Raw genomic sequence first — 6,324 nt, 5'->3', positions numbered from 1 at the left:
GGTGCCGCTCCCCCGCTGTGCTCCGGCTGCGCACGGTTGCGACGGTGCGTCCGCGCTGTGCTGGCCTTGCGGTCTGCTGGTTGGTGTGTTGCTGCTGCGTTGGATACTGTGTTGTGCCGGTCGTTCCCGTCATTGGGGTTCGTCGGCGCGCCCACCATCCTAAGCCATTTTTCGTGGCGGCGTTCACTTTTTGGCTCTGCTTCGGACGAGGCCTGGGCGGGGTTTCAGGGCGTGTTTAGGCTGGTTGCGGGCCGATTTGTCGGACCAGTTTGGCGCGTGGTGCACACGAACCCCTATCTTCCACCCCGAACCCTTACCAACCCGCATACGCGTACCCCGAACCAAGAACATCCGTTCCGCAACACATCGCATACGTGCACGTCTGTGCGACATGGAGCACTCTAGACTAGCGCTCCCACACCGCAAGCTTTTGCCATCCATCAGGAGCACCAGTTCGCGACAAGGGAACAACATCGTTATGCGGGAACATATCAAGCAACTGAGGCAGGCGATTGGCGGGAGATAGACCAAGTTGGCGATGCAAGTATTGGATGAGTGACAACTGCCCAAAAGAACGATTGCTCACGCCAGCCACCGCCTGCAACCGCTCATCATTACTAAGCTTCGGCTTAATATCGAAAACACGATTAAATATACGCGCATGATGGGCGACATAATTTCGCACAATATTCAGACATTTCAACCATGATGCGAGCTGCGGAGCCGTAAGTCGGCACTCATGCGCAATATCGTCACGTACATACGTCGGAGAAAAATCATATAAGTAAGATAACATCCCCCAATCCATGATTTCGACAGCTGCCCAGATAGGCATATCGCCTTGATAATGTTTCCGATGATGCTCGACAAAGTCTTCCCTTGAAGACTTCGCAGCTCTTTCAAATTTCTCCATCCAAACAGCATGTTTACTACGGGAACTCCCCTTATTCTGTTGACGAGCAGACGCACTCAAACGTTTCACATCTCGATAAATGAAAGGATCAATGCTTCCCAAGCGATACCCAAGCATGGTGCGGATGGCCATTTCAATACGATCAAGTTCGCCGAATACGACATGCCGCATCTGTTCGTCAAACTCATAGAGGTCGATGACCAAATCAAACGAAGCTCCGTCAACAAACTCGTCGCACGCCTTACGGGTACCTGAAGAAAAACGGCGCATAGGATACCAATACCCCGATAGTCGATAGTAGTTCAGTTGAGCAAGCTCCTTCTCCGCGCGCTCAACATTATCAATACGCATCCCACGACTTCGAAGCAGCTCGACCTGCTCAGCGTAGGTTTTGAACACTTTCACACGAGTCACGGCACAAATCGCTTCTCCCGAATAGCAAGGACCGGCCCTGGACTCCCACTGCATAGCGGGTAGCGGAACCGGTCATGTTATATTCAACGATACCCTTAAGCAATGCGCCCGTCACAACAAGTGCTAGTGACACTCGCCACTATAAGTGCCCAACTATACTGCACTCACGATGCGCTCAGCGGTCGGCATTACATCACAACTATACGATTGACGAACGGACAGTTTACTCCCTGCTGATGTTGATCGTAATCTCCTTCGTCCGCCGCAGGTGCGGGATCGCATAACGAGGGTCGAATTGCGATAGCGGCGTGTACGCGTCATAGACGTCCAGCCCGCGACCGAGGTCGATGACCCAGCCGGTGTCGGTCGTAATGCAGCGGTCATGGAAGTAATCAACGATGCTCCAGTCGATCACGATGCCGAAGGGCTCCCACGATTGCTGTAGTTGCTTGAACGTCTCTTCCTGCCGCAAGCGATAGATGTCCTCGTCGCTGGCGCACGTCTCGATGACAATGTGCGGCAGCTTCGCGACATCGGCATTCTGGATCAGCTGCAGCAGTATTTCGTGCACGTTTCGAACCTGGTGCGTCTGGCGCAAGTACGGGTCACGGATCCGTATCTCAGCCGCATCGAACAGGTACGGGAGCAGGATGTCCGGCATGGAATTACCCATGCTCGGCTCGATCTTGTAGCGCTTGGGGATGGCGCGTGCTTTCAACAGGGCTCGACGGTCAAAGACGGGCGAGGCCGGCTTATTGTCTCCGCGTGCATCGACTACAACGTCCGACTTCGGAAGACCGTCGGAAAGCTCTCCGGCATCCCATTGACCACTCCCCCGCTCATCAGCATCACCGTGCGACGTGAAGTACTGCGGGTAGTCCAGTTCCTCCTGCGTGGGAACGGATCGGGCGCTCGAGGCATTGTAGTGGTCCTGGTCCACGCGTCCCAGCATGTACGTGAAGTGGGACCCGGACGCAGCCATCGTGTCGTCGAGTCGGATGATCTGATCCTTGACGCGCTTACGCCCCTCGATCGCGAAGCGGAGCAGCTCCTCGAGTTCCTCAGGCTCGCCATCGCGTGCCGGGAAGATGAGTTTCGCCAGGCCCGAGAACGTCTTTCGCACAGCGTCCTGATCGCGCTTGGACATCGCCGGATCGAGCGTCGCGAGGGTATCCAGGTCACCGGAGTAATCCAGGGTACGCAGGTGCCGCAGCGCCTCCGCCAGGTAATCGACAATGAGCCCGTACCCGCGCGAGAAGAGCTCGGGCCGCACAATGTCCACTTCCCATCCGGGCAGGTAGTAGTGGACGCGGTCCATGTACGCCGTGTCGTGATACGCCTCGGGCAGGGCCTCGAAAAGGTCGGCGCTGGCCAGCATCGCGGGTACGGTCCGCGTCGTGTTACCGACGAAGACCATCGAGGCCTCGGCCGTGATCGTGCTGTCGCCACGTGAGAACGACTTGTTCGCGAGGTAGTTCTTGAGCGTGTCGACCAGGCTGCGTTCCACGCGCTTGTGCCCGGCGAATTCATCGAAGGCGACGACGTCCCAGTAGCCAACCAGGCCGATGCGCCGGGTCGCGTTATTAACGAAGAGTTTTGCCAGCGTCACCTCGCCGCCCGACACGAGGATGCCGTGGGGCGAGAATTCGGAGTAGATATGCGATTTTCCGGTGCCCTTGGGGCCCAGCTCGACGAGGTTATAGTTGCGTTCGACGTAGGGAATGAGGCGGGTCAGCTGGAAGAGTTTCGAGCGTCGGCTGAGCTTATCGGGATCGAGACCGACCGAGGCGACGAGCAGGTCGATCCACTGGTCGGTGCTGAAAGAGGCGCGCCCCGTGCAGTAGCGGCCGAAATCGAAGCGCGGCAGCTGGATGGCTTGAAGGCGGGAGACGATCCACGGGCTGGATGCTTTTGCTCCGGAATCTCCCATCGGCACGTAGGACATCTCAGCCAGGCACCAGACACCACCGGTCAGGAGGCGGTCGTTCTCACGAACGGTCTCGTCGGATACCAGCGCGTTGGTGACCCCGAGATTTTCGAAGGAGGCGTTGTATCGGTCGTGCGTTTCGTCAAGGTTGACGGAGACCTTGTCGATAATCCGATACTGTCCCTCCTCGCGGATGCGTGACTTGATGAGCTCGGAATCTCCGCGGTTGACGTAGTGCTTGGCGAGGATGCGACGGACACTCTCGACACCCTCGACAATGGCCGCCTCGCTCGTGGTCGCGCAGTACTGAGCGAGCAAGAATTCGAGCACGTAGGAGGGGACGATCGCGTTGCCCTTGACCTGGCCGACCAGGTCCTTGCGGACGACGAAGCCGTCGTATGCGCGCGCGGCGATTTCCTCGTACTCCGCGAGCTTTCCTCCCTCGCTACCCCCGATCAGAGACGAGGCCGGGGAATCCTCGCGCTCTAGGGCTTCTTCGGGCGAGATGCTCATAGGTCGAATCCTCCGAATCCTCCGAACCCTCCGAACCCGTTGTCGTTGAGGGTCAGCTCGTGGGTGGCGACGGCCTCGCCGACGACCTGTCCGTGAACAGTCTTGTAGGCGACGATCCTGACGGCTTCGCCGGAGTGTCTCTGCAGCACCCCGTCGAAAAGGATGAGTTCGCTGCTCTGCTTGAGCGACACCTCGGAGCGCTCAGCCGCATCCAGAGTAAGGACTCGAGTGCTCGACAGTTGCTCACCCAACATGCTCTCGAGACCAATCGTGACGGTCAGAGGGCGTCGCGTCGGGCTGATGGGTTCCCGCTGGATGACACGTGGACTGAAACGGTTAACCTTCAGGGACATGTCGTCGTAATGCAGGGCGATACCGACGTCGCGGACGTCCTCGGCACCCCTACTACCCACCGACACCTCAATGACGGGGGTTGTGATTTCCTGGAGGGAGGCTCCTCCGTGGACGAAGCGGTTTCCTCGGCCCTGGGTGCGAATGCGGCGGGTGCCGTAGGGTAGGGCGATGCTCGGCCCGTCTGTCAGGCCGACGCTCGTCGCGTCGAAAGCGACGAAGTCATCCGTCGACCCCAGGTCCTTGCCGAGGACATAGCGACGCTTCTTCACGGAGACGGAACGCCCGCGCGGAACGCCGTCCTGTTTCGCGGTGTCGTCGTTGGCGGGTTCGCTGTCCTGGAAGAGGAAGCCGTGGTCAGCGGTCACGAGGATGCGGGTGATGTCCGCGGAAATGAGCTTGCCGACGAGGCCGGAGAGCTCGGCAATCGCACGGTTGACGGCATCGGGGGTATCACTTTCCGAGGCCGCGTGGTCGCCGATCGCGTCGATGACATCGTGGTAGATGTACACGGCGGAGGCACCCTTGAACTTCGAGCGCATCGACTTGACGGAGTCGCTCGCGAGCTCCTGATAGGTAAACGCACGCCCATCGGCACCTTCGAGGATTGTCCGGCGTGCATCGATCCCGGACGTCGGTCGGCCGTCAGCCTCGACGACCACTTGGTCTTTGCCGCGTACGTTAAGGGTCAGCTCTCGATGCGGGAGCAGCGCGGCCATTCCGAGGGCGGTGATCGACGGCAGCATCGTGTACCAGGGATTCAGGGCGATCGCGCCGCGTCCAAGGGAGCGCAGGTGGTCGGCGAGCTCGACGCCGGCCTCGTATCGGAGAGCGTCGGAGATGATGACGACGGTTCGCCTGTGGGAGCCTGCGACGAGGAGACGGTGGAACGAGTCAATGCGCCCGCTAGACGAGGGCACGGCGATATCCCATGTGCGCATGCCGCGCAGCGCGTCGTCCCACGTGCGCGAAAGGGGGCGCAGGTAGTCGTCACAGTACGCATTTTCGACGTGCCGGTCGAGGTCGGTGAGGACATCATCGACGTGAACGGCTCGGGAGGCGCGCACGTAGTGGCGGTACTCCTGGTCAATGGCCCACAAGCCGCTGTCCGGGTTCGTGTAGCGGGCGAAGCCCTCGGCCGCGTCCGAGAAGGCGATGCCCGGGAGCGCACGCAGGTGGGTGAGCAGACGCGCCCCCGCGCGCGCAGCGTCCCACAGCGCCTCCGTGTCGTCGAACCAGAGGCCTTCGCGGCGCCTTCCGCGCTGTTCTTCGACTTGAGCGACGCCAACGGATCCGTCGATGATTCCGCGGACGAGGCGGGAGATGAGTTCTCGGTCAACGCCGGGCGTGGTCGTGTCGATGAGGAGGGCGTCGGTAGCCGCATCGCGCAGGGCGGCGCTGGCACCGGTTGCCTCATCGACGCGCCTGGCCCATCGGCGGGCGTCGTCTCGCGTGGCCACGTCGCGGGTCCACATGCTGAAGTCGCGCTGGGCGGAGTTGTGCCGGTGGTCCCAGCCGTTCGCGTTCATGACGAAAAGCCATGTCATGAGAGCGTCAAAGCTGTGTTCGCCGTCGTACCCCCAGATGGCGTGGGCACCTTCCCAGAAGTACGCGTCGAGGCCCCACTTGAGGGCGTCGAGCGGGTTGTCCTGCGTCATGGAGGCGAGCTTGGCGAAGAGGACGGAGAAGGAACGCTGCTGCGTCTTGAGCAGAACGGCGCTCATCGCGGCGAGGAAGGTCCTGCGGTCGGAGCGCTTGTCGGCGTCGCTGATGGCTCCGAGGTGCTTCTTAAGGTCGGCGACGCGGGCGGTGGAGTTGAAGAAGGGGGCGTATTCGTCGATGACTGCGGCCAGGCCGGGGTCGACGCCGAGTTCGCGCACGAGGAGGGTCGAAGCGTCGGCCTTGAATGTGGGGTATCCGCAGCGCACGTCGGCGAGGAGGTCTTCTTCGAGGGGCGGGAGCTCGCCTCCGCAGTAGAGAACGTAGCGGGACTTGGTGTCTTCGGCGAAGATGCGGAGTTTGGTTTCGAAGAGGTTGGCGTTGATCGTGATAAGTGTAGCCCCGTCGAGCAGCTCTCGGACGGCGTCAAGGTCCTCGGCGTATTCGCCGTTGCGATCCAACCACGTGACAATGCGCCCATGCTCGAGCAGGGCGTTCAGTTCCTCTGCCAGCCGAGAGGCATCGATTCCGCTCACCAGTATCGCCT

3 protein-coding genes are annotated in these 6,324 nt (G+C 60.6%); all 3 read right to left on the bottom strand.

Going from position 1 to position 6,324, the window contains the following annotated elements:
- Positions 1-406: 406 nt before the first annotated feature.
- Positions 407-1,327 (bottom strand): Abi family protein, encoded by a 921-nt coding sequence (locus tag HMPREF1136_RS10685; protein ID WP_083836252.1) that lies wholly within the window; start codon positions 1,325-1,327, stop codon positions 407-409.
- Between the two features lie 223 nt (positions 1,328-1,550).
- Positions 1,551-3,767, bottom strand: coding sequence for a BREX system Lon protease-like protein BrxL (gene brxL / locus HMPREF1136_RS05860; protein ID WP_009648400.1), 2,217 nt, complete (start codon positions 3,765-3,767; stop codon positions 1,551-1,553).
- Complete coding sequence (gene pglZ / locus HMPREF1136_RS05855; protein WP_009648415.1) at positions 3,764-6,313, bottom strand: BREX-1 system phosphatase PglZ type A; 2,550 nt, start codon at positions 6,311-6,313, stop codon at positions 3,764-3,766. Before pglZ ends, brxL begins: the two co-directional genes overlap by 4 nt.
- Positions 6,314-6,324: the final 11 nt, after the last annotated feature.

It is taken from the genome of Actinomyces sp. ICM47, from assembly GCF_000278725.1.
Classification (GTDB): Bacteria; Actinomycetota; Actinomycetes; order Actinomycetales; family Actinomycetaceae; genus Pauljensenia.
Note: the sequence above shows the minus strand (reverse complement) of the source record. Positions and strands in the feature narration are given on the sequence as shown.

Excerpts from the sequence above, each read along its gene's own strand:
- brxL (WP_009648400.1), bottom strand. The coding sequence starts at position 3,767 with ATGAGCATCTCGCCCGAAGAAGCCCTAGAGCGCGAGGATTCCCCGGCC.